This is a genomic window from Mesorhizobium sp. P160187 (assembly GCF_057766425.1).
Window position 1 is genome coordinate 250,658 of the sequence record NZ_JBYMDX010000005.1, and the last position, 22,766, is coordinate 273,423.

Genomic DNA, 22,766 nt, shown 5'->3' on the forward strand with positions numbered 1-22,766 from the left:
CGCAACGGCGCTTCGCCGTTGTCGACCGCATCGACCCCGGAGTTATTGTCAGACATGTCCATCCAAGCCATTGAGGAAACCACGGTGGAGGCGTTCCCCGCGAAGCCTGCCGCGGTCATCGCTTTCACCGCCAGGGCGCGGCGCCGCTTCGACCCGATCGCGATCGCCGGCAGGCTGGCCACCGCCCTGGTGCCGCCGGTCATCGTTATCGCCTTCATGCTGGTCGTGTGGCAGATCGCCTGCTCGTCGCCGACCGCCAGCCTGCCGCCGCCCAGCCAGGTGTGGAACGAGGCCTATGACCTGATCGCGCATCCGTTCTTCAACAACGGCCCGCAGGATATCGGCCTTGCGTGGCGGGTGCTGATCTCTCTGCAGCGCGTCGCCATCGGCTTCGGCCTGGCGGCGATCGTCGGCGTCGCGCTCGGCGCCCTGGTCGGCCAGTCGATCTGGGCCATGCGTGGCCTCGATCCAGTGTTCCAGATACTGCGCACCGTGCCGCCGCTGGCCTGGTTGCCGCTGTCGCTGGCTGCTTTCCGCGATTCCAGCCCGTCGGCGCTGTTCGTTATCTTCATCACCTCGATCTGGCCGATCATCATCAACACCGCCGTCGGCGTGCGAAACATTCCGGAAGACTACCGCAACGTCTCGCGCATCCTGCGGCTCAACCAGTTCGAATTTTTCGTCAAGATCATGGTTCCGGCAGCTGCACCTTACATCTTCACCGGCCTCAGAATCGGCATCGGCCTGTCCTGGCTCGCCATCGTCGCCGCCGAAATGCTGACCGGCGGCGTCGGCATCGGCTTCTTCATCTGGGACGCCTGGAACTCGTCGCGGCTGCCCGACATCATCGTCGCGCTCGCCTATATCGGCGTCACCGGCTTCTGCCTCGACCGCCTGGTCGCTGCGGTCGGCGCTTTCGTCACCCGCGGCACAACGGCAAAGTGAGGAGAGGGCGATGACGGCCTATCTGAAGCTCGACCATATCGACAAATCCTTTGCCCGCGGCAGTCAGGTCAGCGAGGTGCTCAAGGACATCAGGCTGACCATCGACAAGGGCGAATTCGTCTCCATCATCGGCCATTCCGGCTGTGGCAAGTCGACCTTGCTCAATCTGATCGCCGGGCTGACCAAGGTTTCCGCCGGCGCCGTGCTGCTTGAAAACAAGGAGGTCGACAGCCCCGGACCCGAGCGCGCCGTGGTGTTCCAGAACCACAGCCTGCTGCCATGGCTCACCGTCTACGAAAACATCAGCCTGGCGGTGTCGAAAGTCTTTGGCCGTTCCAAGAGCAGGACCGAGCGACATGACTGGATCATGCGCAATCTCGATCTCGTGCAGATGGCCCATGCCAAGGACAAGCGGCCGGCCGAAATATCGGGCGGCATGAAGCAGCGCGTCGGCATTGCCCGGGCGCTTGCCATGGAGCCGAAGATCCTTTTGCTCGACGAGCCGTTCGGGGCACTCGACGCGCTGACGCGCGCCCATCTGCAGGATGCGGTTATGGACATCCATTCCAGGCTCGGCTCGACGACGATCATGATCACCCACGATGTCGACGAGGCGGTGCTGTTGTCCGACCGCATCGTCATGATGACCAACGGTCCGGCGGCGACAATCGGCGAGGTGCTTGCGGTGCCGCTGCTGCGGCCGCGTCGACGCGTCGAACTCTCTTCCGACCGCACCTTCCTGCGCTGCCGCGAAGCGGTGCTGAAGTTCCTCTATGAACGCCACCGCTTCGTCGAAGCCGCGGAGTAACGCCATGACCGAAAAACTCGTCATCATCGGCAACGGCATGGCCCCCGGGCGCATGCTGGAGCATCTGCTCGAACAGGCGCCGGGCCGCTACACCGTGACCATTTTCAACGCCGAGCCGCGGGTGAACTACGACCGCATCATGCTGTCGCCGGTTCTCTCCGGCGAAAAGGCCTATGAGGAAATCATCATCCACGGCGACGGCTGGTACATCGCCAACAACATCACCCTCTACAAAGGTCACAAGATCGTCGCCATCGACCGGGCGGCCAAGACAGTCACCTCCGATCACGGCGTCACCGAGCCTTACGACAAGCTCGTCATCGCCACCGGATCGGTGCCCTTTATCATTCCGGTGCCCGGCCATGATCTGCCGGGGGTGCTGACCTATCGCGACCTCGACGATGTTCAGGCCATGATGCTTGCCGCCCAGTCGCGCGCCAAGGCCGTGGTCATCGGCGGCGGCCTGCTCGGGCTGGAGGCGGCAGCAGGTTTGAACGCCCAAGGCATGGACGTCACCGTGCTGCATGTCATGCCGACATTGATGGAGCGTCAGCTCGATCCAGCCGCCGGCTATCTCCTGCAGCGCGCGGTGGAACAGCGCGGCATCAAGGTCATCACCAAGGCCAACACCCAGGCGATCACCGGCAACGGCAAGGTCGGGCAGGTGGAGCTTGCCGACGGCACTATTATCCCGGCAACGCTGGTGGTGATGGCGGTCGGCATCCGGCCGAATGCGGCGCTGGCCAGGGAGGCCGGCATAGCCGTCAATCGTGGTATTGTCGTCGATGCCGGCATGCGCAGCAACGACCCCGACATCTACGCGCTCGGCGAATGCGCCGAGGTCTACGGCCAGGTCTACGGGCTGGTCGCGCCGCTCTATGAGATGGCGCGCGTTGCCGCGAACCAGTTGGCCGGCAACGAGGCAGCGGCCTTCGTCCACATGGACACGCCGACCAAGCTCAAGGTCACCGGCATCGACCTGTTCTCGCTTGGCGACTTCGCCGAAGGCGAGGACCGCCAGGAGATCGTGCTGCGCGATGCCGCCGCCGGCGTCTACAAGCGCCTTGTGCTCAAGGACGACCGCATCATCGGCACCGTGCTTTATGGCGAGACGGCGGATGGGGCCTGGTTCAACGATCTCAAGAAGAAGCAGACCGACATATCGGAGATGCGCGACACGCTCATCTTCGGCCAGTCCTACCAGGGAGGTGCCCCGCTGGACCCTATGGCGGCCGTTGCAGCCTTGCCGGATGATGCGGAAATCTGCGGCTGCAACGGCGTTTGCAAGGGAAAGATCACCGGCGCGATCACGGCCAAGGGCCTGGCTTCGCTCGACGACGTGCGCGCCCACACCAAGGCATCGGCTTCCTGCGGTTCGTGCACCGGGCTGGTCGAGAAGCTGATGGTGCTGACCATCGGCGACAAATACAACCCGGCCGCCGTGCAACCGATGTGCGGCTGCACCACGCTCGGCCATGACGAGGTGCGCCGGCTGATCATCGCCAAGAGCCTGAAGACCATTCCCGCCGTCATGCAGGAGCTGGAATGGACGACCTCCTGCGGCTGCGCAAAATGTCGGCCGGCGCTCAACTACTACCTCGTCTGCGACTGGCCGAACGATTACGCCGACGACTATCAGTCGCGCTTCATCAACGAACGCGTCCACGCCAACATCCAGAAGGACGGCACCTATTCGGTGGTGCCGCGCATGTGGGGCGGCGTCACCAACGCCGCCGAACTGCGCGCCATCGCCGACGTCGTCGACAAGTTCGAGATACCGATGGTCAAGGTCACCGGCGGCCAGCGCATCGACATGCTGGGCATCCGCAAGGAGGATCTGCCGGCGGTGTGGGCCGATCTCGGCCAGGCCGGCTTCGTCTCAGGCCATGCTTACGCCAAGGGCCTGCGCACGGTGAAGACCTGTGTCGGCTCCGACTGGTGCCGCTTCGGCACGCAGGATTCTACCGCGAGCAGGGCCGCTATCTCGAGCGCATCTACAAATGGGCCAAGCGCATCGGCATCCCCGAGATCAAGCGCCAGATCATGGACGACGGTGCCAAGCGCAAGGCCTATTACGAACGCTTCGTCTTCAGCCAGAAATTCGCCCAAGTCGACCCGTGGTCGGAACGCGTCTCCGGCAAGGACAAGCACGAGTTCCGGCCAATGGCTTCTGTCGGGTTTGCGCAGGCTGCGGAGTGATTAAAATGGACTGGATCGCAATCGGCTCGCTCTCCGACATCCCCCGCCGCGGCGCGCGCTGCGTCGACACACCCGAGGGTAAGATCGCCGTCTTCCGCACGCAGGACGATCAGGTCTATGCCATCGACGACCATTGCCCGCACAAGGGTGGGCCGCTGAGCCAAGGCATCGTCCACGGCACCGCCGTCACCTGCCCCTTGCACAATTGGGTCATTTCGCTGGAGACGGGCAAGGCGCTCGGCGCCGACGAGGGCGTGGTGCGCACCATTCCTGTGCGGATCGAGGGCGAGCACCTGTTCATTGCGCTGAAAGCGCTGGCCAGCCGCGCGGCCTGAAGCATGGAACCTGGCGAAGCGCGCGAGGTGAGGACCACCTGCCCCTATTGCGGGGTAGGTTGCGGCGTGCTGGCGAAGGTCGCCGCGGACGGTGAAGTCACTGTCCGCGGCGACCCCGACCATCCAGCCAATTTCGGTAGGCTCTGCTCGAAGGGTTCCGCGCTTGCCGAGACCATCGACCTCGACGGCAGGCTGCTCTACCCCGAAATCCACGGCCGCCATGCCGGCTGGGACGAGGCGCTCGATCTCGTCGCTTCGACCCTCTCGCAAACCATCGCCGAGCATGGTCCGGACTCCGTCGCCTTCTATGTCTCGGGCCAGTTGCTGACCGAAGACTATTATGTCGCCAACAAGCTGATGAAGGGCTTCATCGGCTCGGCCAACATCGACACCAATTCCCGCCTGTGCATGGCCTCGTCGGTTGCCGGCCACCGCCGCGCCTTCGGCTCCGACACCGTGCCGGGCACTTACGAGGATCTCGAGCTCGCCGACCTGATCGTGCTGGTCGGCTCCAATCTCGCCTGGTGCCATCCCGTGCTCTTCCAGCGCATCGCGACGGCCCGGGAAAAACGACCGGAGATGAAGGTCGTGCTGGTCGATCCTCGCCGCACCATGACCGCTGATATCGCCGACATGCACCTGGCGATCGCACCGGATGGCGACGTTGCTTTGTTCACCGGACTGCTCGCCTGGCTCGGCCGGCACAACGCGCTCGAGCGCGGCTATGTGACCGCACACACGACCGGCTTCGGCCAAGCTCTCTTCGCCGCATCGGCGCTCGACCTTGCCGGCATTGCCGCCGCCACCGGCCTGAGCGAGGACGAGCTCACCCGCTTCTACAACCTGTTCGCCGCGACTGCGAAAACCGTCACTGTCTACAGCCAGGGAGTGAACCAGTCGTCTTCGGGCACCGACAAGGTCAACGCCATCATCAACTGCCACCTCGCCACCGGCCGCATCGGCAAACCTGGGGCAGGGCCGTTTTCGGTGACCGGCCAGCCCAACGCCATGGGCGGCCGCGAGGTCGGCGGCATGGCCAACATGCTGGCTGCCCATATGGAGATCGATAACCCCGAGCACCGCGACCGCGTGCAGCGTTTCTGGAATGCGCCGGCCGTCGCCCAAAAGCCCGGTCTGAAGGCGGTCGAGATGTTTCAGGCGATCGCCGCCGGCCGCATCAAGGCACTGTGGATCATGGCCACCAACCCGGTCGATTCGATGCCGGATGCCGATGCCGTCGAGGCAGCGATCAAGGCCTGCCCGTTTGTCGTGGTTTCGGATGTGCTGGCGAGCACGGACACCGTGCGTCACGCCCATGTGCGGCTACCCGCCGCCGCCTGGGGCGAGAAGGACGGCACCGTGACCAATTCAGAGCGCCGCATCTCGCGCCAGCGCAGCTTTCTTGCGGTGCCCGGCGAGGCGCGGCCGGATTGGCAGATCATTGCCGAGGTGGGCAAGCGGATGGGGTTTGGCGAGGCGTTTGCGCATGTGACGCCGGCGGAGGTTTTCGCCGAACACGCCGCGCTGTCGGGTTTCGAGAATGACGGCGCGCGGGATTTCGATATCGGCGCTTATGGTGCGATCGATGCCGACGCCTATGAAGAATTGGCTCCGTTCCAATGGCCGGCGCCGAGCCCAGCCACCCCCCTCTGGCCTGCCGGCCATCTCCCCCGCAAGGGGGGAGATCAGCCGTCGCCTCGGCCTTCGCCAATTACCAACGATGCAGAAGATATGCCGGCGTCAAAGCTGCCAATCTCCCCCCTTGCGGGGGAGATGTCCGGCAGGACAGAGGGGGGTGTTCAAGCGGGACTTGACCCTTCCAGCACCCGCTTCTTCGCCAACGGCAATTTCTACAATCCCGACCGCAAGGCGCGCTTCATCGCCATTCGTCCCATCGTCGAGACACGCACCAGCCCGGACTATCCGCTGATCCTCAACACCGGCCGTGTTCGCGACCATTGGCACACGATGACCCGCACTGGCAAAAGCCCACGTCTCTCCCAGCACATGGCCGAGCCCTTCGTCGAGATCCACCCGGCGGATGCCACGCATCACGGCATTGGCGACGCCGACATCGTGCGCGTCTCCAGCCTGCGCGGGGATGTGCTGGTGCGCGCGCTGGTGACGGCACGCCAGCGCCGGGGGAGCGTGTTTGCGCCGATGCACTGGACCGATCAGTTTTCGGCAAAGGGCCGCCTCGACACGCTGACCGCGCCTCTGACCGATCCGGTTTCCGGCCAACCTGCGCTGAAACATGTCGGCGCCCGTATCGAGAAATTCGCCGCGAGAGCCTTCGGCTTCGCTGTGGTGCGCCGCAAGCCGGTGGCGCTCGCAGCAGATTACTGGGCCGTGGCCAAATGCAAGGGCGGCTGGCGGGTGGAGCTTGCCTTTGCCGGCGATGACATCGACTGGGCTGGTTTTGCTGGTTCGCTTTTCGATGTTCCCGTAGCCGACATGCTCGCCTATCACGACCGCGATACCGGCCAGCATCGCATTGCTGCCTTTGACGACCAGCACCTCGCCGGGGCTTTGTTTATCGCGTCGGGACCGGTGGCGGTTTCGCGGGGTTGGGCGGCACAGCAACTCCAGGAGGTTCACACCAGCCAGCGCGAACGCTTCAGGATCGTCGCCGGTCGCGCCGGCGCCGATCGGCCCGATGCGGGCGCGACCGTCTGCTCCTGTTTCAGCGTCGGGGTCAACCAGATCGTGGCGGCAGTGGCGGCCGGGTGCACGACAGTCGAAGCCGTAGGCGGCGCCCTGAAGGCCGGCACAAATTGCGGCTCCTGCCGGTCCGAGATCCGGGCGGTCATCCAGGCCAATCGGGTTCAGGCTGCGGAGTAGGTGCGGCTGGATCTGACGATATCCTCTTGGGCCACCATGGTCATCGATTGCGGAAGGTGGTGGCTGTCTAATCCAGCCGGTCGCGCAGGATGCTCCAGGGGAGCAGCATATTCGGTGCATAGCGCACGAGCTTGTGCAGCGGGATCGGCGCTGGCGGCGCGAAGGGGAGCGGCAGATCGCGGGCGTCCGTTCCGCTCGCCCAGTTGGCCAGCACCTTGCCCATTGCCGTGGTCATGGCGATGCCGCGGCCGTTGCAGGCGAAGCCTGCGATCAGGCCTGGGCCGAGGTCGATGAGACGCGGCAGGAAATCCGGCCCCACCGCCGCCACGCCTGTCCAGCTGTAGGCAAGCGGCGGCAGGTCAGGCAAATCGAGATGCCTGGCGAGCCGTCGCCAGATCGTTTGCGGCACCCGCGTCTCGGCGCCGGCTCCGACGACATGCATGCCGCCGCTGATCAGCCGGTTCTGGCCATCGCAGCGGCACGTGAACAGGTTGCGCCTGGTGTCGCCAACGCCCTGGCCGCCGGGCATCAGGCGCGCGCGTATGGCGCGCGACAGCGGCGCAGTGGCGATCTGGAAGACTTTCAGCGGGATATACGTCCGTGCCAGTGTCGGGTTCAGCTCTCCACCATAGGCGTTGGTGGCGACCAAGACCTTGCCCGCTCGCACAGTGCCGGACGCAGTCTTCAAGGCCCAGCCATCCGGCGTGCGGTCGATGGAAGTGACACGCGTCTGCTCGAAGATGCGTGCGCCAACCTTTTCCGCGGCGTCGGCCAGGCCGCGCGCATACTCGACCGGATTGAGGACGCCGCCCGAGTTGTCCATCCAACCACCGGCGTAGCCGCCGATACCGGTGAGCGTCGTGACCGCCTTGGCATCGAGCGTTACGGTCGGCCTGCCCCGCGCCGCCCATTGCTCGGCGCGCGATCGCGTCTTTTCCAGCGCGGCGGACGAATGCGCCGGCTGGATCCAACCGTTCTGCACAGCGTCGCATTCGATGCCATGCCGCTTGATCAGGCCGAAGACGAGGTCAGCGCTTCCCGCGGCGAAATCGATCAGCCTCCCGCCGCGCTCGGGTCCGAGTTCGGCGATGATGTCGTCTGGATCCCGCTTGGCGAAGTTCGGAACGACGAAGCCGGCATTCCGGCCGGTCGCACCCCAAGCGATGAATTCGGCTTCGAGGACCGCGACCGAAAGCCCTTTCTCAGAGGCATGCAATGCCGTCGACAGGCCGGAAAAGCCGCCGCCCACAATCGCGAGATCGACGTCGAGTCCGCCTTGCAGCGCGCCCCGGTCGCGGCGGTTGCGGCTGACGGCATGCCAGAGCGAAACGCCATACGCTTGCTGCCGGATCATGGCATTCATGATCCGGCCTCGTTCTCGTTGGCCGCCGCCTTTGTCTGTGTGCCGGGCTTCGGTCGGCGCGGCCGGTCGCCGAACAATCCGTTAGGCCGGATCAGCAGGATGACGCAGAGCATGACGCCGATGGCGACGATCTGCAGTGAGGCCGCGCGTGCTTGCTGCTCGGGCGCAAACAGCACGCTGGTCAGCGTGCCCGACCCCGCCCATATCGCCCAGACCAGGATGCTGCCGGCAACGGCGCCGGCATTGCTGCCCGAGCCGCCGACGATCAGCATCACCCAGACCTGGAAGGTCAGGATCGGCAGATAGTTATCGGGCGCGATGAAGCCGGTGAAATGCGCCTGCAAAGCGCCGGCCAGCGCCATGATAGCGCCGCCGACGGCGAAGGCCTGGACGCGGTAGAAGCGCGCGCTCTTGCCCAGCGAAATCGCCGCTCGCTCGTCCTCGCGCAGCGCCTTGAGCACGCGGCCCCAGGGGCTGCGCGACAGGTGCTCCAGAGCGAGATAGGCGATCAGCGTCACAGCCGAAACGACGGCGAGGTTCGACAGGTTGAACAGCAGCGGCGTTTCGGCAAGGCCGCCGAACGGGCGCGGGATGAAACCGATGCCGAACGGGCCGCCGGTGAGTTTCTGCGCGTTGAGCGCGACCAGCTGCACGACGACGGCGACGCCGAAGGTGGTGATCGCCAGGTAGTCGGATCGCAGACGCAGCGTGGCCATGCCGGTAAGTGCTGCGGCGATACCGCCGACGACCATGGCGCCCGCCCAGCCGACCAGGATCGGCAGACCGAAGCCGCCGAAGCGCGCGGCATCGTCCGGGGTCGTCAGCAGCGCCGATGTATAGGCGCCGATGGCGACGAATCCGGCAAGGCCGACATTGAAAAGGCCAGTCAGCCCCCACTGCAGATTGAGCCCCAGTGTGACCAGCGAAAAGATCAGTGCGGTGGTCAGGAAGAAGGCGCCGTAGCCGAGCAGGTCCATCAGCGTTCCCTCACACCAAACAGGCCGATCGGCCGAACGAACAGCACCGCCATCAGGATGATGAAGGAGATTGCGGCGCGCCATTCGGCGCCGATCAGCTGCACCGCACCGGCTTCGGCAAGACCGATGATCAAGCCGCCGAGCACAGCGCCCGGAATGCTGCCGATGCCGCCGAGGATGGCTGCTGCAAACATCGGCAGCAGCATGTCGAAGCCCATGAACGGGCGGATCTGCACCAGAATGCCGATCATCACGCCGGCCACGCAGGCCAGCGCCCCGCCGATGATCCAGGTGACACGCACAACGGAGGCAACATCGATACCGACGATGCGGGCCAGCGCTGCATTCTGGCTCAGCGCCTGCATGGAGCGGCCGGTCTGCGTGCGTGTCATCAACAGATGCACGCCGAGCACCAGCACGGCGGTCAGCAGCAGAAGCGCGATCTGATCGGGCGTGATGCGGATGCCGAAGCCGACCGGCATGGCGATCTGGATCGCGCGGCTGAAATAGGTCGGCCGTGAGCTGAAGGTGAATTCGAGCAGGCTGCGCAGCGCCATCGAGGCGCCGAAGCTCGCCATCACCACGATGATGGCTTGCCCCTGCGAGCGAAGCCGCGAAAACAGCACCTTGTCGAGCAACAGCGCCAGCAGGGCGGTGAAAGTCATGCCGACAACCAGCGCAACCAGCAGCGGCCAGCCGAAAGACAGCGGTCCAATGGGCGCCACCTTGCCGAACATCGCGCCGATGGCGCTGACGACGGCGAGCGTCGCATAGGTGCCCCAGGCCATGAAGTCGCCATGGGCAAAATTCGAGAAGCGCAGGATCGAATAGGTCAGCGTCACGCCGATGGCGCCAAGTCCGATCATCGAGCCGGTCAGCAACCCATCGACGACAAATTGCAGGCTCATGCCGCGCCTTCCTTGCCGGCGTGAGACGGGCGTTGGCCGAGATAGAGTTCGGCGACGACAGGATCGTTCCACAATTCGGACGCCACACCCTCGTGCCGGTCCTTGCCTTCGACCAGCACATAGGCGCGGTCGCCGATGGCCAGCGCTGCCTTGGCGTTCTGTTCGACCAGCAGGATGGTGACGCCGGACCTGCGGATGCCGGCCAGCATCTCGAACACCATCGATACGAATTTCGGCGACAGGCCGGCCGACGGCTCGTCGAGCAGCAGCACCTTAGGATGGACGATCAGCGCACGTGCGACGGCGAGCATCTGCCGCTGTCCGCCCGACAGATTGCCGGCGGCGGTGCGGCGCTGGCGGACGAGGTCGGGGAAGGCCGCATACATTTCCTCGATGCGGGCAGGGATTTCGCGTCGCTCGAGGATGCCGCAGGCGACCTTCAGATTGTCCTCGACCGACATCAGCGGGAAGATGTTCTCCGTCTGCGGTACGAAGGCCAGGCCGAGCCGAACCATGGTGTGCGCGGGAGCGGCGGTGATGTCCTTGCCGTCCAGAAATACGGTGCCGCCGGTGATCGGGACAAGGCCGGCGATCGCCTTGATGAAGCTCGACTTGCCGGCGCCGTTGGGACCGAGCACGACGACGATCTCGCCCTTGCCGACGGTGATCGAGGCGCCGCGCACGATCGGCACGCCAAGCTCATAGCCGGCTTCGAGGTTGCGCACGTCGAGGACGGTCTCGTTCATGTGGCGCCCCCGAGATAAGCCTCGATGACGCGCGGGTCGCGGGCGACTTCCTCTGCCGTGCCTTCGCTGAGCAACTGGCCGCTCGCCATGACCAGCACGCGGTGGCAGAGCCGCGTCACCATGTCGATATTGTGCTCGATCAGCAGAAAGGTGATGCCGTGCGCGTTGATGTCGCGGATGCGGTCGATGATGATCTCGAGCAGCGTCGCGTTGACGCCGGCGGCCGGTTCGTCGAGCAGGATGATCGCCGGATCGGCCATCATGACGCGGGCGAGTTCGAGCAGCTTGCGCTGGCCGCCGGAAAGCACGCGTGCCGGCTCGTGCGCCAGCCGAGCGAGCGAGACGAGCTCCAGCAGCTCGAGTGCCTTTGCCCTGGCTGCTCTTTCCTGTGCCGCCACTCGCCACGGCGTGACGAAGTTGGCGAGCAATTTTTCGCCGGCTTGGCCCTGCGCCGCCAGCATGATGTTTTCGATCAGCGTCAGATTGGGCAGGGGGCGCGGGATCTGGAAGGTGCGGCCAAGACCACGGCCGATACGCAGATGAGCGGCTTCGCCGGAGACGCGCGTGCCATTGAGCAGGATATCGCCGCTGGTTGGCAATATGCTGCCCGCCAACAGATCGAACATCGTCGTCTTGCCGGCGCCATTCGGCCCGATCAGGCCGAGGATTTCGCCCGCTTTGACATCAAACGAGACATCGTTGACGGCGACAAGGCCGCCAAAACGCCTGACGACGTTTCGTGCCGTCAGAACTGGCGCACGGGTCTCCTGCCGTTGGCGCTCCGCTGCATCGCTCATCAAACCCTCTGGCCGAAGACGATCGTTGTCGCCTCCTGATTTTTGATTTGTGATCACACTTGCGTTGATCACGCTATTCGGCTTTAATTTCATTCGCAAGCCGAAAACGGGGCAAATGCCGGTAATGCAGAAGGCTGCCATCGACAAGAACAACGGGACGATCGCAGCCCAGCTTACGCCGGTCGGCCGCGAGACGGTGCAGGATCGCGTCTATTCCGAGTTGCGCCGTGCTCTGATCGGTGGCCTTTTCGAGCCAAACCAGGTGCTGACTATCCGCGGTCTCGCCGATGCGCTGGTCACCTCGACCATGCCGGTACGCGAAGCGCTTGGACGGCTGATCACGGAAAAGGCGCTGGAGGCGCTGCCCAACCGCTCGGTGCGCGTGCCGCCGATCACGCTGGAGCGCATCGACGACCTCCTGCGCGCCCGCTCACTCATCGAAGGCGAAGCGATCGCGCTTGCCGCCACGCGTATGAGCCCGCGCCAGATCGCTTCGATCGAAGCCATGCTGGGCGAGTGGGACGAGATGCGGGCCCTGAAGCACAAGAAGGATATCGACCGCGAAGCGACGCTCAACCAGAGCTTCCATTTTGAGATCTACCGCTGCTGCGGCTCGGCTGTGCTGATCCCGATGATCGAAAGCCTCTGGCTTCAATCGGGACCCTGCATCCGCGTCGCCATCTATGCCTTCTCCGAGGCCGGGGAGGTCGATACCGCGCACTATCACCGCGGCATTGTCGCGGCACTTGCCAAACAGGATGCGCTAGCGGCGCGCGAGGCGCTGGTAGCCGACATCAGCCGCCCCTTCGCCTTCCTGCGCGACAAACTTCAATCGGCGAAGGACTGACATGCCCAAGCCCGCCATCGGCATCACAGAACCACGCTCGAAGCTTTCCGTGACGGCGCTGCTATTGCCCGAAAAGGCGCCGGAGAATGCCGCCTTCCTGCTGGCTTATCTGGCGCAGCCACGCATCATCCCAGGCATCCATGCGATGTGGACAGGACCGGAAATCTCGTGCCCGGTTCCGTCAGCCGATCTCCACGGCCAGGCCTATGCCCAGTCTTTGCCACCGGAGAATGCAACGCTGACGCCGCAGCCCGGCGATATCGTGCTGTCCTATGTGCCGCCACGCGTGTGGGGCGGCAATCCCAATGCCATCTTCGATATCGGCCTGTACTACGGGCAGGGGGCGCGGCTGCTGTTCCCGATCGGCTGGCTGGCCGGCAGCGTGGTCGCGCAAGTGCTTGCCGGAGAGCGCGATCAGTTTGCCGCCGCCTGCGGCGTCATCCGCCGCAACGGCGCCTGTGACATCACCTTCAGCCTGGTGGAGGCCTGAATGGCCGACGACAGTTTCGAACTCTTCGATCTGCGCGTCGAAGCGGTCATCCCCGAGGGCAAGCCGGTCTATTGCGGCGCCAGGGCCGGCGACTATTTCGAACTCAAGGGCGAAATGCTGTCGCTGCCGGCGGGGCAGGGTTTTTCGATTTACTCGATCTCCGCCGTGTTGCCGCTCCTGGCGGCAAAGCAGCGCCCGACGCATGCAAATGACTGGATGACCTCGGATGCCGAGATCGCCTGTCCCGATCCCAATTGCGCCAGCCGGCTGCGGATCGTCAGGCTGGCCAAGCGGCGGTTCAGCCATGCCCAAACCACGGCTGTGCCGCTGCCGAAGGAGACCGACAAAAGATGAGCGCCAGGACCGTCGAACTCAGCCCCGGCTATACGATCTCGCGCGTCATCCGCGGCGGCTGGCAGCTGGCCGGCGGCCATGGCGCTATCGACCGCAGGCAGGCCGTGACCGACCTCATCGCCACCTTCGATGCCGGCATCTGGACCTATGATTGCGCCGACATCTACACCGGCGTCGAGGAACTGATCGGCGCCGCGCGCCTGCGGCTGGCCGGCGAGCGCGGTCTCGATGTTGCGGCCAGGATGAAGGTGCACACCAAGCTGGTGCCGGACCTCGAACGACTGGCAAGCATCAGCCGCGACTACATCAGGGGCATCGTCAATCAGTCGCTTCGCAGGCTGAAGACGGAGCGGATCGATCTTGTGCAGTTTCACTGGTGGGATTATGACCAGCCTCGTTACGTCGAGGCGATGGGTTGGCTCGACGAGCTTCGGCTGGAAGGCAAGGTGCGCAATCTCGGCACCACCAATTTCGATACGCCGAGGCTAGCCGAAATCCTCTCCGCGGGCATCCCGCTGGTCAGCCAGCAACTGCAATATTCAGTGCTCGACCAGCGGCCGGCAAACAGCCTTGCGGGCCTTGCCGCTAAGAACGGTGTCCGCTTCCTCTGCTACGGCTCGGTGGCGGGCGGCTTCCTCAGCGACAAATGGCTTGGCGTGGCCGAGCCCTCCACGCCGCTCGAAAACCGCTCGCTGGTCAAATACAAGCTGATCATCGACGACTTCGGCGGCTGGGAGCTGTTCCAGTCCCTGCTCAAGGCGCTGAAAGCGGTCGGCGATCGCCACGGCGTCGACATCGCCACCATCGCCTCGGCATGGGTGCTCGAGCAGCCGCAGGTCGCGGCCGTCATTGTGGGTGCGCGCAACCAGGCACATGCGCTGGCCAATACGAAAATCATGGACGTCGCGCTCGACGCCGACGATCGCGCGCGGATTGCTGCCGCCATCGCACAAGGCACCGGCCTCGCGGGCGATGTCTACGCGCTGGAGCGCGACCGTCATGGCCGCCACGGCTCGATTATGCATTACAACCTCAATGCGGGGAAGAAATGAGCGGAGAGCCTTCCCTTTTTTCGCGTGCCAGCGCTGAAATCATCGACCTGCATCGCTTCTTCGTCGACTGGTTTGTCGCCGCGCGAGCCGACGCTGTGGAGTTCGGCCGCTTCGAGGCTGTCATGGGCGAAAGCCTCACCATGGTGGCGCCGAATGGCCAGATCCTCGATCGCGACGCGGTCGTAGATCATGTCCGGACAAGCCGCGCCACTTGCGACGACGGTTTTGCCATATCGATCGAGGACATCAGGCCGGGTTGGCAGGACGCGGACACGATCGTCATCTTCTACATCGAGGCGCAACTGCGCGCCGGCAAACACAGTCGCCGGCAGTCCAGTGCGGTCTTCACCACCAGTTCATCGGCACCAAACGGCGTCGAATGGCGGCATCTGCATGAGACCTGGCTGCAGGCGCCGGAAGGCTGAACAGGCAAAAGTTCAAACAAGAAAAGGGGAACGGCAATGAAGAAGACGATACTTCAAATCACCACAGCACTGGCTCTCGTGACGATGGCCGGCGCCGCACACGCAGCGGACTGCAAGATCACCGTCGGCCTGGTCATGGAGCTCACCGGTCCGGCCGGCGAATACGGCCAGGCCGGCGCGAAGTCCGTCGAAATGGCCTTCCGCGACATCAATGAAGCCGGTGGCGTACGCGGCTGCGATCTCGCAACCGACACGCGCGACAGCCAGAGCCAGGGCAATATCGCGGTCGATGCCGCGACCCAGCTGGTACAGGTCAAGAAGGTGCCGGTGATCATCGGCGGCATCATCTCCTCGGTGTCGATCCCGATCCTGACCTCGGTCACCGGGCCGGCCAAGATCGTGCAGGTGTCGCCGGCTTCGTCCTCGCCGACGCTGACCGCCCTTGGCCGCGACGGCAAGACCAACGGCATCTTCTTCCGCACCATCACGTCGGATGCGCTGCAAGGCGTGGCCGCCGCCAAATACGCCATCGACAAGGGCTTCAAGAAACTGTCGATCATCCATGTCAACAACGACTTCGGCGTCAACATGGTGGCCGAATTCTCGCGTGCCTACAAAGCGCTCGGCGGCACCATCGTCTCCGACACGCCCTATAATGAAAAGCAGTCGAGCTATGCCTCGGAAGTGACGGCGGCGATGGGAGGCGAGCCGGACGGACTCTACCTCGTCAGCACGCCGGTCGACGGCGCAACGGTCGCCCGCACCTGGATATCGCAGGGCGGCGTGCAGAAATTCCTGCTCAATGACGGCATGAACAGCCCGGACTTCATCGAATCCGTCGGCGCCGATTATCTGAAGGATGCCTATGGTACCTCTTCCGGCACCAGCCCGACGGCATCCACCGACTATTTCCTGAAAAACTACAAGGAGTTTTCGGGCATCGAACCGTCGAACCCGGCAGCCGACCGTTCCTATGATGCCGGCGCCATTGTCGGTCTCGCCATTGCCATTGCCGGCTCCGAGGATCCAGCCAAGATCAAGGATGCCATGTACAAGGCGGTCGATCCTGCCGGCACACCGATCTATGCCGGCAAGGACGAGTTCGCCAAGGCGCTCGGCCTGATCAAGGACGGCAAGCCGATCCGCTATGAAGGCGTCATCGGTCCGGTCAGCTTCGACAAATATGGCGACATCACCGGTCCGTTCCGGCTGTGGAAGATCGTCGACGGCAAGGTGACGACCGACGGTGAAATGACAACCGACGACGTCAACGCGCTGCAGGCGAAATTGCAGTAGGCGCCGGTACATTGTCCGGCGCGATCTCCGTTCGATCTCTGGGAGATCGACGCCGGACAAGCAGTCCAACATCGGCGCTAGTTACGCGGTCAAGCGCGAAATCAGCCGGGTCAATATAACGACAGGCGGCTGGCCGGGCATGAAGACCTGCGGATTGGAGAGGGCGCCGACGATATGACCCACATAGTCTGATTTGTCGTAGCCGATTGACGATATCGGGTAGGCGTCGAAATTGGTCAGGGACACATTGTCGAAGCCATAGAGGCGGAAGCGGCTGGGCCGGTTGTCGGGGAAATCCGCCCGGCAGACATCCAGAACACCCATGGCCATCGCGTCGGACGTACAAAAGACCGCATCGGGACAGCCGCGTCCCGTCAGGCCGGCGGCTGCCGCATAGCCCGACTCGTAGGAATAGTCTCCCTGGACCGTCTGCAGCAGTTCAATTCCATGATGCCGGAACGCTTCGAGGTAGTGGCCGATGCGCAGCTGTTCGACCCGCGAGGACGAACGGCCGGTCAGCAGGCTGGCCGTGCGCGCGCGCTTGGCCGCCGCATCCGCCACGGCCTCGGCGATGCCGACGCCTTCATCGGGAATGACGGTGGGTGACAGATCGTCATGCAGTCCGTTCAGCATGATGACCAGGTCCGAGCGAAACATGCGCCGCACCGTCGCTGCATCGGCAAAGTCGGAGAACACCACGGCGGCATCGACATGATAGGCAACGCCGTTGCGCAGAAAATCCTCGACCCCTTCCGCCGAGCCGATGCGGATGAGGATGACCTGCTTGCCGATCGACTGGATTGCGTCGAGCAGCCGGTCGAACAGGTCGAGATCTGAAAGGTCGTGAATGTGGTTGACCACGACGGCAACCAGATTGACGGTCTTGGTGGTCAGGCTTTGCGCCAGGAGATTGGGTTTGTAGCCGAGCTGCGCGGCGGCCTGCACGACACGTTCGCGTTTGTCCGCCGAGACCGGTCGCGGTCCGCTCGACAGCGCACGGCTGGCCGCGGCACGCGACACGCCTGCCAGCCGCGCGACATCGGCGATCGTTGCGACGGCGCCTCGAGTGTGCGCCGATCGGTTACCGGTAGTGGGTGTCACCACAGCGGGTTGAGCGCCGGCGGGTTGGAGTCCGGCCCCCACCACTTCTTGTAGGTCGTCTCATAGGTGCCCGACTGGATGAAGTCGGACACGAACATGTCGAGCCAGCGGACGAATTCGGGATCGCCCTTGGCGACCGCGATGCCGATCGGATCGTTGGAATAGAGGCCAGGCAGCGTCACCAGGCTCGGTGTCTTGGTCGCGAGGTAATCGAGCAGCGAGGAATCCTCGATCGCCGCATCGACGCGCTTCTGTTGCAGCTGCAGAACCCCGTCGGGCGCGAACTGGTCGACATAGACGAGCTCTGCTTCCGGCACGGCCGCCTTGAGGAAGGTTTCGCCCGTGGTGCCGCGGCCGACGACAACCTTCTTGCCGGCGAGCCCCTTGAGGTCGGTTATCCCGGCATCTTTCTGGACGATGACGCGCAGCCCGGCCCGGTTGTAGGGGATGGTGAAGTTGACGGTCTTGGCCCGCTCGAGCGTTGCAGAGGTGTTTGCGACCGCGACATCGATCTGTCCCGACACCAGCATGGAAATACGCGCATCGCCCGAGACGTCGACGAACTCGACCGGCACGCCGAGCTTTTGCGCCAGCAGCGTCGCGACATCGACATCGTAGCCGACAGGGTTGTTTTGTGCATCGCGAAACCCGATCGGCTCGCCGCCGAGCGACACGCCGATGCGAATGGTGCCGCGTGAGCGGATGTCGTCAATCATGCCGGCAAGGGCTGGAAATGCCGAACCGGCCACGATGGCCAGCGCGGCGAAGGCACGCAGTACGGTTTTCATGGTTCCTCTCCTTATTTTCAAGTGACGCGTCTTGCCGCCCGCAATTCGGGTGCGGGCATGGAATCCTTCCAGAGCCAGTAGCGGACCTCGCCCTCGCATCTGAAATTCACCACCTCGTGGTTCTGCTCGGCGTCGACGGCGTGGATGACCACTCCGGCCAGGAAGCCGGTGTCGAGTTCAGCCAGTTCCTCGACCGCCAGCGCGACCGCATCCGACAAGGATCGGCCAAGCTTCATGGCCAGCACGACGGTCCGTGCGGTGGCGCAGCGCATCGTCATCTCGCCGGTATGGGTGCACGCCGCCGCACCATAGCGGCTGTCGGCGTAAAAGCCTGCGCCGGGAATGGGAGAATCGCCGAGCCGGCCCGGATATTTCCACGCCCAGCCCGAGGTCGAAGTCGCGGCATGGATGCCGCGCCGCGCATCCGCCGACATGAAGACGGTGGTGTCGCGGACGCGCTCGGGATCGGTTATAGTACGGCTGAGCGGCGCCAGATCGATATCGGGGAATTTCGCCAGCTGTTGCGGTGTGAGTTCCTGTTGCAGCCGCTCCCACCAGACGCGCTTAGAGTCCTCGAACAAGACTTCGTCTTCGGCAAAACCGATTTCGCTGGCAAAGCGCCGCGCCCCTTCGCCGGTCAGCATCACATGCGGCAGGCGCTTCATTACCTGCTGCGCCAGGGCGGCGACGGCCAAGGTCCTTGGCACAGCCCCGACTGAACCGACCTCTCGTGTATTGCCGTCCATGACGCCGGCGTCGAACTCCATCTCGCCCAGCATGTTCGGCCAGCCGCCATAACCGACGCTGCGAACCTTGACCTCTTTCTCCACCATGCCGATGCCGGCAACCATCGCGTCCAGGCTGACGGCGCCATCGCGCAGCATTTGCACCGAGGTTTCGAATCCCGGCCATGCTTCGTTGTTGGCTAACAGCAGCATTCCTAGTCCTTGCGCATCCTGGAGAGAAACTGCGCAACCCGCGGCTGCGCCCGGCCGCCGTCCGCGGCGAAGAAACGGTCCGTCGGCAGATCGACCACCAGCCTGCCCTTGTCGAGGAAGACGATGCGGTTGGAAATCTCGCGCGCGAATTCGATCTCGTGGGTGACGAACAGCATGGTCGTGCCTTGCGCGGCGAGCTTTGCCAGGATGGCCAGCACCTCGGAAGTCATTTCCGGGTCGAGCGCACTCGTCACTTCATCAAGCAGCAGATAGCGCGGCTGCATGGCGAGCGCCCGGCAGATGCCGACACGCTGGCGCTGCCCGCCCGACAACTGCGCCGGGTAGGCGTCGGCCCGATCGGCGAGGCCGACGGACTCGAGCAGCTTGCGCGCCAGCGCCTCGGCCTCAGGGCGCGGCATCTTCAGCACCTCGATCGGGGCGAGCGTAATGTTCTGAAGCGCGCTCATATGCGGATAGAGGTTGAAGAGCTGGAAGACGGTGCCTGAGCGCTTGCGCGCCTCGGCCAGCTCCTTCGGCTTGCTGACATCGAAATCGTCGACCGTGATGCGGCCCGACTTCAGCTTTTCGAGGCCGTTGATGCAACGGATCAGTGTCGACTTGCCGGACCCCGACGACCCGAGGATCGAGACCACTTCGCCGGGCGCGATCGTCAGGTCGACGCCGTCCAGCACAGTGACCTCGCCGAACGCTTTGTGCACGTTTTCGATCTTGAGCATGTTAAAGCCCCCGCCAGGCGCTGCGCGCCCGCAGGCGGTTTTCAAGACGCTCGCCAAGCAGGGCGACCAGCTTTGCCGCGCCATAGTAGAGCAGCCCGACGACGGTCCAGACCACGAACGGCTTCAAGGTTCGCATGTTGAGGATGTGGCCAATCTTGGTCAGGTCGACGACGCCGATGACAGAAATCAGCGACGTCACCTGAAGCTGGTTGACCAGCAGCGCGACGAGCGGGCCGACCGCGAAGGCGGCAGCCTGGGGCGAAACGATATGGCGCAGGACCTGCCACCGGGTCAGGCCGAAGACACGCGCGGCCTCGACCTGTTCGCGTTCGATCGACTCGATCGCCGAGACCGCGATGACATAGACGAATGCCGCGGTGTTCGCCGACAGAGTGATGGTCGCTGCGGTGACCGGCGTCACCCTTATATGCAACAGCGCCGGCAGGCCGAAGAACACCAGGAACAGCTGCACCAACACCGGCGAGTTCTTCAACAGCTCCGACAGGAAGGTGACGACCTGGGCCAGAACCGGCACACGGTAGAACCGCACCAACGCCCAGCTCAGGCCAATCAGCAGTCCGATCAGAGAGGTGACGAGAAACAGCGCGATGTTGGTGCCGAGACCTTGCGCCAGCAGGATCAGGTCGTAGGAGGTGAAGTCGCTGAACCGCATCAGTCGACCGCCTCCATCATGTCCCGATTGAGATGGCGGTGGAGCAGGGTGACGCCCAGCGAGACCAGATAGGTCAGGGCCGCGTAGGCGCAAAGCAGCACCACATAGACCTCGAAGGGCCGATAGGTCTGCGAGACGACGATCTGGGCTGAGCCGGTGAGCTCGTTGAGCGTGATGGTCGAAAGGATCGAGGATGTCAGGATCATGTTGATGAGCACGGATCCGAGCGGTCGCACGGAGGTGCGCAGCGCAATCGGCAGCACGATGCGGGTGAAGATCTTGCGCCTGGACAGGCCGCTCACTTCAGCGGCGTCGATGATGCCCTGGTCGATGGCGAGGATGCCGGCGCGAATGATGTCTGAGGCATAGGCGCCGCCGGCAATCGAAAGCGCCACGACGCCGGTGGTGAAGGCATCGATGTAAATGCCGAGCTCGGGCAGGCCGTAATAGAAGAAGAACAGCTGGACGATGAACGGCACATTGCGGAAGAGATCGACGTAGACGAAGGCGATCCGTCGAAGCAGTGCCGAGGCGGAGGTGCGTGCGATCGCCACCAACGCGCCCATGACGACGCTTCCCACCAGCGACAGCGCGCAAGCCGCCGCCGTAAGTTCGGCGCCGCGCGCCAGAAAACCCAGATGCGGGAGCAGAATGGACAGATCGAAATGCACCGGCGGTCCCCAGTGAAACCGGTTTCACTCTTTTGGCTTTCGCCTCGTCTGTCAAGATGCAGGGTCTGGTTGCCGCCTGTGGCTTGCATTCGTTGCGATGATTCCGGTTCGCCTCATGCGCGCTATGTCTCAAGCGCCGGCAATTCGCCGCCGGCTTTCAGCTCGAGGACGCCGCCTATGCCAGCCGCGCGTCGCCGCAATCCCTCGGCCATGGCGGCTGGGGGCGGCGCCCTCGATTTTGCCGATCCCGGCGCCGGTGTCGGATTCGGCTACGTCACCAACCGCATGCTGGGTTTCGACGACGTCGATCCACGCCGCAAGGTGTTGATTGATGCCGTTTACGACGCGCTCTGACGTTGGGAGCCGTTATGCGCGGATGTTCCACATGGCGTCCGGCACAACCACCAGCTTGCCGACGAAGTCCTTGGCAACAAAGTCTGCCTGCGCCTTGTGAAAATCGGAGAGCCTGTAGACGCCGCCGACCAGCGGCCGGATTTTCTTCGCTTCGATGTATCCAATGATGCGGCGGAAGTCGGCGCGCGTGCCCTGGCTCGATCCGTGCAGTTGCAGCTGCTTGAGATACATGGTCCTGAGATCGAGCTGCACGACCGGGCCGGCGATGGCGCCGGCGGTGGTGTAGCGGCCTTCAGGTCGCAGGATGCGCAGCAGGTCGTTGAAGATCGCGCCGCCGACGAGATCAGCGACCACATCGATCGGCTGGTCGCCAGTGGCTTCATTCACGGCGGCGGGAAGATCGGCAACCCCACGGGTAATGACCGCTTCGGCGCCGATGTCGCGCACCGCCTGCTCCTTGCCCTTGCCGACGACCGCATAGGGAATGGCGCCGCGCGCCCGCGCCAGCTGCACGATGCCGGAACCGACGCCGCCTGAGGCGCCGGTGACCAGCACGCGTTCGCCGGCTTTCAGCCCGGCGCGCTCCAGCATCTGTTCGCCGGTGAGGTAGGCGCAGCAGAAGGTGGCGAGTTCGACGTCGCTCATGTCAGTATCGACGAAATGCGCATTCTCGCCCGGCACCGTCTGGTACTCGGCGTACCCGCCGTCGCGACCGTGGCCCATATAGTCAATGTCGGCGAGGAAATCGTCGTCGCGGTTGTAGATCGAAAAATCGACCATTACCCGTTCGCCGATACGGCCCGGGGAAACGCCTTCGCCGACGGCAGCGATGGTGCCGACCGTGTCGGTGCCCTGGATGCGCGGGAAGGTAAGCGTGTTGCCTTGCCGCCGCCACGTCGACACGGCGGCAGCGTCCTCCTCCGTGCCATAGGCGCCCTGGCGTACCCAGACATCGGTGTTGTTCATACCGCAAGCGCTGACCTTAACCAGCACCTCGCCGGCGGCAGGCACAGGCACTTTCACATCGCTGCGATAGACGAGCTTTTCCGGTCCGCCATGCCCGGTGAGCAGCACGGCGGCCATGGTGGCGGGGAGGGTCTTGGTCATGGCATTCATGGTCG

23 protein-coding genes and 1 pseudogene are annotated in these 22,766 nt (G+C 64.2%); 12 read left to right on the plus strand and 12 right to left on the minus strand.

From position 1 onward, the window contains the following. Positions 1 to 54: 54 nt before the first annotated feature. From ntrB to AC3CCE_RS25970, 5 genes and pseudogenes are all read left to right on the plus strand, one after another. The gene (gene ntrB, locus AC3CCE_RS25950; protein ID WP_352625482.1) at positions 55 to 945 is read left to right on the plus strand and encodes a nitrate ABC transporter permease; all 891 of its coding nucleotides are present in this window, start codon (positions 55 to 57) and stop codon (positions 943 to 945) included. Positions 946 to 955: 10 nt separating this feature from the next. After that, positions 956 to 1,753 (plus strand): ABC transporter ATP-binding protein, encoded by a 798-nt coding sequence (locus AC3CCE_RS25955; protein WP_023751804.1) that lies wholly within the window; start codon positions 956 to 958, stop codon positions 1,751 to 1,753. A 4-nt stretch (positions 1,754 to 1,757) separates the two neighbouring features. After that, positions 1,758 to 3,952, plus strand: a pseudogene (gene nirB / locus AC3CCE_RS25960) (nitrite reductase large subunit NirB). A gap of 5 nt (positions 3,953 to 3,957) precedes the next feature. Continuing rightward, entirely contained in the window at positions 3,958 to 4,287 is a 330-nt protein-coding gene (gene nirD / locus AC3CCE_RS25965; protein WP_023745647.1) for a nitrite reductase small subunit NirD, read from the plus strand. A 3-nt stretch (positions 4,288 to 4,290) separates the two neighbouring features. Then, on the plus strand, positions 4,291 to 7,128 hold the full coding sequence (locus AC3CCE_RS25970) for a nitrate reductase (protein ID WP_352625484.1): 2,838 nt from the start codon (positions 4,291 to 4,293) through the stop codon (positions 7,126 to 7,128). A 67-nt stretch (positions 7,129 to 7,195) separates the two neighbouring features. Here AC3CCE_RS25970 and AC3CCE_RS25975 read toward each other — a convergent pair whose 3' ends face one another. From AC3CCE_RS25975 to AC3CCE_RS25995, 5 genes are read right to left on the minus strand one after another with little or no spacing between them, the layout of a single operon-like run. Next, positions 7,196 to 8,491 (minus strand): NAD(P)/FAD-dependent oxidoreductase, encoded by a 1,296-nt coding sequence (locus AC3CCE_RS25975; protein ID WP_023710024.1) that lies wholly within the window; start codon positions 8,489 to 8,491, stop codon positions 7,196 to 7,198. Continuing rightward, entirely contained in the window at positions 8,488 to 9,471 is a 984-nt protein-coding gene (locus tag AC3CCE_RS25980; RefSeq protein WP_023692250.1) for a branched-chain amino acid ABC transporter permease, read from the minus strand. Before AC3CCE_RS25980 ends, AC3CCE_RS25975 begins: the two co-directional genes overlap by 4 nt. After that, a complete protein-coding gene (locus AC3CCE_RS25985; protein ID WP_023745643.1) occupies positions 9,468 to 10,376 on the minus strand; it encodes a branched-chain amino acid ABC transporter permease in 909 nt (302 codons plus the stop codon). Before AC3CCE_RS25985 ends, AC3CCE_RS25980 begins: the two co-directional genes overlap by 4 nt. Then, positions 10,373 to 11,122 (minus strand): branched-chain amino acid ABC transporter ATP-binding protein, encoded by a 750-nt coding sequence (locus AC3CCE_RS25990; protein ID WP_023692249.1) that lies wholly within the window; start codon positions 11,120 to 11,122, stop codon positions 10,373 to 10,375. Before AC3CCE_RS25990 ends, AC3CCE_RS25985 begins: the two co-directional genes overlap by 4 nt. Then, positions 11,119 to 11,919, minus strand: coding sequence for an ABC transporter ATP-binding protein (locus tag AC3CCE_RS25995; protein WP_023735676.1), 801 nt, complete (start codon positions 11,917 to 11,919; stop codon positions 11,119 to 11,121). Before AC3CCE_RS25995 ends, AC3CCE_RS25990 begins: the two co-directional genes overlap by 4 nt. A gap of 124 nt (positions 11,920 to 12,043) precedes the next feature. On the opposite strand from AC3CCE_RS25995, the gene AC3CCE_RS26000 reads away from it, so the two are divergent. The 6 genes from AC3CCE_RS26000 to AC3CCE_RS26025 are packed head-to-tail and all read left to right on the plus strand — an operon-like array spanning position 12,044 to position 16,383. After that, positions 12,044 to 12,766, plus strand: a complete 723-nt coding sequence (locus AC3CCE_RS26000) for a GntR family transcriptional regulator (protein ID WP_023682687.1) — start codon at positions 12,044 to 12,046, stop codon at positions 12,764 to 12,766. A gap of 1 nt (position 12,767) precedes the next feature. Continuing rightward, complete coding sequence (locus tag AC3CCE_RS26005; protein ID WP_023667857.1) at positions 12,768 to 13,256, plus strand: DUF3830 family protein; 489 nt, start codon at positions 12,768 to 12,770, stop codon at positions 13,254 to 13,256. After that, positions 13,257 to 13,610 (plus strand): TIGR04076 family protein, encoded by a 354-nt coding sequence (locus tag AC3CCE_RS26010; protein ID WP_023682686.1) that lies wholly within the window; start codon positions 13,257 to 13,259, stop codon positions 13,608 to 13,610. Continuing rightward, on the plus strand, positions 13,607 to 14,662 hold the full coding sequence (locus AC3CCE_RS26015; RefSeq protein ID WP_352625487.1) for an aldo/keto reductase: 1,056 nt from the start codon (positions 13,607 to 13,609) through the stop codon (positions 14,660 to 14,662). The genes AC3CCE_RS26010 and AC3CCE_RS26015 overlap by 4 nt, the downstream gene beginning before the upstream one ends. Further along, positions 14,659 to 15,087, plus strand: a complete 429-nt coding sequence (locus AC3CCE_RS26020) for a DUF4440 domain-containing protein (RefSeq protein ID WP_023818578.1) — start codon at positions 14,659 to 14,661, stop codon at positions 15,085 to 15,087. The genes AC3CCE_RS26015 and AC3CCE_RS26020 overlap by 4 nt, the downstream gene beginning before the upstream one ends. A gap of 36 nt (positions 15,088 to 15,123) precedes the next feature. Then, the gene (locus tag AC3CCE_RS26025; RefSeq protein WP_023692246.1) at positions 15,124 to 16,383 is read left to right on the plus strand and encodes an ABC transporter substrate-binding protein; all 1,260 of its coding nucleotides are present in this window, start codon (positions 15,124 to 15,126) and stop codon (positions 16,381 to 16,383) included. Between the two features lie 81 nt (positions 16,384 to 16,464). Here the strand turns inward: AC3CCE_RS26025 and AC3CCE_RS26030 are convergent, their stop codons facing one another. From AC3CCE_RS26030 to AC3CCE_RS26055, 6 genes are read right to left on the minus strand one after another with little or no spacing between them, the layout of a single operon-like run. Further along, positions 16,465 to 17,487, minus strand: a complete 1,023-nt coding sequence (locus AC3CCE_RS26030) for a LacI family DNA-binding transcriptional regulator (protein ID WP_023732245.1) — start codon at positions 17,485 to 17,487, stop codon at positions 16,465 to 16,467. Then, positions 17,481 to 18,272, minus strand: coding sequence for a transporter substrate-binding domain-containing protein (locus AC3CCE_RS26035; protein WP_023695228.1), 792 nt, complete (start codon positions 18,270 to 18,272; stop codon positions 17,481 to 17,483). Before AC3CCE_RS26035 ends, AC3CCE_RS26030 begins: the two co-directional genes overlap by 7 nt. 17 nt (positions 18,273 to 18,289) lie before the next feature. After that, positions 18,290 to 19,210: an isoaspartyl peptidase/L-asparaginase gene (locus AC3CCE_RS26040; protein ID WP_352625490.1), complete on the minus strand. Its 921-nt coding sequence runs from the start codon at positions 19,208 to 19,210 to the stop codon at positions 18,290 to 18,292. Positions 19,211 to 19,212: 2 nt separating this feature from the next. Continuing rightward, a complete protein-coding gene (locus tag AC3CCE_RS26045) occupies positions 19,213 to 19,947 on the minus strand; it encodes an amino acid ABC transporter ATP-binding protein (protein ID WP_352625492.1) in 735 nt (244 codons plus the stop codon). 1 nt (position 19,948) lies between these two features. Next, entirely contained in the window at positions 19,949 to 20,620 is a 672-nt protein-coding gene (locus AC3CCE_RS26050) for an amino acid ABC transporter permease (protein WP_352625494.1), read from the minus strand. Continuing rightward, positions 20,620 to 21,291 (minus strand): amino acid ABC transporter permease, encoded by a 672-nt coding sequence (locus AC3CCE_RS26055; RefSeq protein ID WP_023827980.1) that lies wholly within the window; start codon positions 21,289 to 21,291, stop codon positions 20,620 to 20,622. Before AC3CCE_RS26055 ends, AC3CCE_RS26050 begins: the two co-directional genes overlap by 1 nt. Positions 21,292 to 21,468: 177 nt before the next feature. Here AC3CCE_RS26055 and AC3CCE_RS26060 point away from each other — a divergent pair, with 177 nt between their 5' ends. Then, a complete protein-coding gene (locus AC3CCE_RS26060) occupies positions 21,469 to 21,645 on the plus strand; it encodes a hypothetical protein (protein WP_023692240.1) in 177 nt (58 codons plus the stop codon). Positions 21,646 to 21,657: 12 nt separating this feature from the next. Here the strand turns inward: AC3CCE_RS26060 and AC3CCE_RS26065 are convergent, their stop codons facing one another. Then, the gene (locus AC3CCE_RS26065) at positions 21,658 to 22,761 is read right to left on the minus strand and encodes an alcohol dehydrogenase family protein (RefSeq protein WP_488377221.1); all 1,104 of its coding nucleotides are present in this window, start codon (positions 22,759 to 22,761) and stop codon (positions 21,658 to 21,660) included. Between the last annotated feature and the right edge of the window lie 5 nt (positions 22,762 to 22,766).

Excerpts from the sequence above, each read along its gene's own strand:
- ntrB (WP_352625482.1), top strand. The coding sequence starts at position 55 with ATGTCCATCCAAGCCATTGAGGAAACCACGGTGGAGGCGTTCCCCGCG.
- AC3CCE_RS25955 (WP_023751804.1), top strand. The coding sequence starts at position 956 with ATGACGGCCTATCTGAAGCTCGACCATATCGACAAATCCTTTGCCCGC.
- nirD (WP_023745647.1), top strand. The coding sequence starts at position 3,958 with ATGGACTGGATCGCAATCGGCTCGCTCTCCGACATCCCCCGCCGCGGC.
- AC3CCE_RS25970 (WP_352625484.1), top strand. The coding sequence starts at position 4,291 with ATGGAACCTGGCGAAGCGCGCGAGGTGAGGACCACCTGCCCCTATTGC.
- AC3CCE_RS25975 (WP_023710024.1), bottom strand. The coding sequence starts at position 8,491 with ATGAATGCCATGATCCGGCAGCAAGCGTATGGCGTTTCGCTCTGGCAT.
- AC3CCE_RS25985 (WP_023745643.1), bottom strand. The coding sequence starts at position 10,376 with ATGAGCCTGCAATTTGTCGTCGATGGGTTGCTGACCGGCTCGATGATC.
- AC3CCE_RS25990 (WP_023692249.1), bottom strand. The coding sequence starts at position 11,122 with ATGAACGAGACCGTCCTCGACGTGCGCAACCTCGAAGCCGGCTATGAG.
- AC3CCE_RS25995 (WP_023735676.1), bottom strand. The coding sequence starts at position 11,919 with ATGAGCGATGCAGCGGAGCGCCAACGGCAGGAGACCCGTGCGCCAGTT.
- AC3CCE_RS26000 (WP_023682687.1), top strand. The coding sequence starts at position 12,044 with ATGCAGAAGGCTGCCATCGACAAGAACAACGGGACGATCGCAGCCCAG.
- AC3CCE_RS26005 (WP_023667857.1), top strand. The coding sequence starts at position 12,768 with ATGCCCAAGCCCGCCATCGGCATCACAGAACCACGCTCGAAGCTTTCC.
- AC3CCE_RS26010 (WP_023682686.1), top strand. The coding sequence starts at position 13,257 with ATGGCCGACGACAGTTTCGAACTCTTCGATCTGCGCGTCGAAGCGGTC.
- AC3CCE_RS26015 (WP_352625487.1), top strand. The coding sequence starts at position 13,607 with ATGAGCGCCAGGACCGTCGAACTCAGCCCCGGCTATACGATCTCGCGC.
- AC3CCE_RS26020 (WP_023818578.1), top strand. The coding sequence starts at position 14,659 with ATGAGCGGAGAGCCTTCCCTTTTTTCGCGTGCCAGCGCTGAAATCATC.
- AC3CCE_RS26025 (WP_023692246.1), top strand. The coding sequence starts at position 15,124 with ATGAAGAAGACGATACTTCAAATCACCACAGCACTGGCTCTCGTGACG.
- AC3CCE_RS26035 (WP_023695228.1), bottom strand. The coding sequence starts at position 18,272 with ATGAAAACCGTACTGCGTGCCTTCGCCGCGCTGGCCATCGTGGCCGGT.
- AC3CCE_RS26040 (WP_352625490.1), bottom strand. The coding sequence starts at position 19,210 with ATGCTGCTGTTAGCCAACAACGAAGCATGGCCGGGATTCGAAACCTCG.
- AC3CCE_RS26045 (WP_352625492.1), bottom strand. The coding sequence starts at position 19,947 with ATGCTCAAGATCGAAAACGTGCACAAAGCGTTCGGCGAGGTCACTGTG.
- AC3CCE_RS26050 (WP_352625494.1), bottom strand. The coding sequence starts at position 20,620 with ATGCGGTTCAGCGACTTCACCTCCTACGACCTGATCCTGCTGGCGCAA.
- AC3CCE_RS26060 (WP_023692240.1), top strand. The coding sequence starts at position 21,469 with ATGCCAGCCGCGCGTCGCCGCAATCCCTCGGCCATGGCGGCTGGGGGC.
- AC3CCE_RS26065 (WP_488377221.1), bottom strand. The coding sequence starts at position 22,761 with ATGAATGCCATGACCAAGACCCTCCCCGCCACCATGGCCGCCGTGCTG.